This is a genomic window from Bartonella sp. AP57NXGY, assembly GCF_042195805.1.
GTDB lineage: Bacteria > Pseudomonadota > Alphaproteobacteria > Rhizobiales > Rhizobiaceae > Bartonella.
Genome location: NZ_JBHIOZ010000215.1, coordinates 1 through 1,937 on the forward strand (window position 1 = coordinate 1; position 1,937 = coordinate 1,937).

At 40.5% G+C, this 1,937-nt stretch carries 3 protein-coding genes and 1 pseudogene; all 4 read right to left on the minus strand.

Translation table 11 applies throughout. The features are described from left to right. Nucleotides 1-55: 55 nt before the first annotated feature. The gene (locus tag ACFIL8_RS09605; protein ID WP_375607418.1) at nucleotides 56-265 is read right to left on the minus strand and encodes a 2-hydroxymuconate tautomerase family protein; all 210 of its coding nucleotides are present in this window, start codon (nucleotides 263-265) and stop codon (nucleotides 56-58) included. 14 nt (nucleotides 266-279) lie between these two features. Continuing rightward, nucleotides 280-963 (minus strand): hypothetical protein, encoded by a 684-nt coding sequence (locus ACFIL8_RS09610; protein ID WP_375689588.1) that lies wholly within the window; start codon nucleotides 961-963, stop codon nucleotides 280-282. Further along, nucleotides 936-1,559, minus strand: coding sequence for a hypothetical protein (locus ACFIL8_RS09615; protein ID WP_375689590.1), 624 nt, complete (start codon nucleotides 1,557-1,559; stop codon nucleotides 936-938). Before ACFIL8_RS09615 ends, ACFIL8_RS09610 begins: the two co-directional genes overlap by 28 nt. Before the next feature lie 52 nt (nucleotides 1,560-1,611). After that, a pseudogene (locus tag ACFIL8_RS09620) lies at nucleotides 1,612-1,937 on the minus strand (hypothetical protein); the annotation flags it as partial.

Below are 1,937 nucleotides of genomic sequence, written 5' to 3' on the forward strand. Positions count from 1 at the left end.
GATTTTTTACATTGATTAACCCTATTGACCTTAAATTATTGTCAAATACACAGAGTTATTCTTTATTTTGAGCTTTTCTTAATTCTGTAATGGGGACACCACCAATACCCCAATTGTCTGTCTCCACTTCATCAATCACGACAACAGTCGTTTTCGGATTTTTATTCAGAATATTAACTAATAATTGAGTTGCCCCTTCTATTAGTTGCCGTTTCTGTTCAGAGGTAACCCCTTCATTAGTAATTTTAATATTTATGTAAGGCATAAGATCTCCACAATTTACAAATATTGAATAAAAAAGCTCAAATAAATGAACGCAAAAAGATTAAATATTAATACATAATAACTATGCATTTTAAAGCTCGTATCCACCGGTGAAATATGCAGGCTACTGGAAGCAAAAATAGCATTTATTGATACAGGAGAAAGGAGTTGAGCTGCAATAAAGAAGCAAATCCAAACCAAATAATCCGTAACCCCATAAGCCATCGATGACCCTAGTAAGGGAAATGCCAAACTAAATAGCACCATAGGGTGAATTCCTACTACACTGAAAATTGGCAATACAAAGAGAATACAGGCATAACGCTGCCAAACAGAGAGTGATGCCAATGAGTGACTAAACGTCACCGGCAACAAAGGAATAAGCAAATCACAAGTAGATATTAGCAGACTACAACCTAGCAACAACATAATTTCACTGGATATACTGCGTATCACTGCCACCAAAGGAGTCAAAAAATCAATACTGCGTGAACTCCCACGCTCAATGAGGTATAGAATGCTCGCCGTCAATGCAATGCTTTCTAGTGCATTCAACCTAATAACTGTCAACGCAACGATAAATATTAGCCAGAAAAATATCAAAAAAATCCAAATTCTTACTCTCTCTCCTTCTTTATTCGCTCTTCTCTCATCGCAAATAATCGGGTTAGCTAGCGGTACAACAGGAGAAAGGCACAACAACAACAGACTGAATAGAAAAAGTGGTATCCCCAAAGCAGCGGATGTGAATATTGGTGTTCTCTAGGCATAGCAGCGAAAACTGTTGCTGCACCGATGCTGGTCGGCATCAGTACCATCGTGATGCTCATCATTCGCATCACAATAGCGGCCAAATGGCGAGAGGGAAAAACACTTTTTTTCAAGGCATCAATCATTAGGGGGATAACCCCCAAACTCATCGGCCAAGCTAAAAACGCAGTCAGTATCGCGATGGACAGGGTAAGCGAACCCTTTCCATAGCGCATCAACCGTTCAGAGAGAAATTCTGAAATACGCCATGTATTCATCACATGGCGCAACAATCCCATGGCGAGTAATAGCCAAAAGACATCAGTAAAACGCACAAGCACAGTACGAACATCAGGCAAGTGCCAACGCCATATCAGCACTAAAGCACAAGCCAACAGGATGAACACACCACTGCGTGCATTCCCCTTCAACCACCAGTATGGTATCGTCAAAAGCAAATAACCGAAAACAGTCACTCCAGCCAATGGAATAAGAAACCAAGTTCTTATTGAGATAGACATAAGAAAAATGAATAGCATCAGCATCGCCATTATAACGGATACGGAGGACATGCGTATCAGGAAGCTTTTTACATCATCAATGTACATTAATTGTTGAATCTTTGACTGAGTAGCGATTAAGAAGCTGCTCGTACATGTCAGTGACACAGCGCCCTGCATCCCGCAGTGCACGAGAATTAACTAAAGGCCTAGGCAAAATATATGTATAAAAATTGGGCCCCTCTACTGGATTACCGACCACCCATAATGTATTTTGTATTTGCCCTTTAGTGTCTATAGGATGCTGCCGACGGTCAATATCAATACCACCAGGATGATATCCTTGGTTGATAAATGGTCGAATGATGCCCTGACCAGCCAAATTCTGGATAAAAGGGGACTCATCACGCAACGGAGAAAAAC

Excerpts from the sequence above, each read along its gene's own strand:
- ACFIL8_RS09615 (WP_375689590.1), bottom strand. The coding sequence starts at position 1,559 with ATGCTGATGCTATTCATTTTTCTTATGTCTATCTCAATAAGAACTTGG.
- ACFIL8_RS09605 (WP_375607418.1), bottom strand. The coding sequence starts at position 265 with ATGCCTTACATAAATATTAAAATTACTAATGAAGGGGTTACCTCTGAA.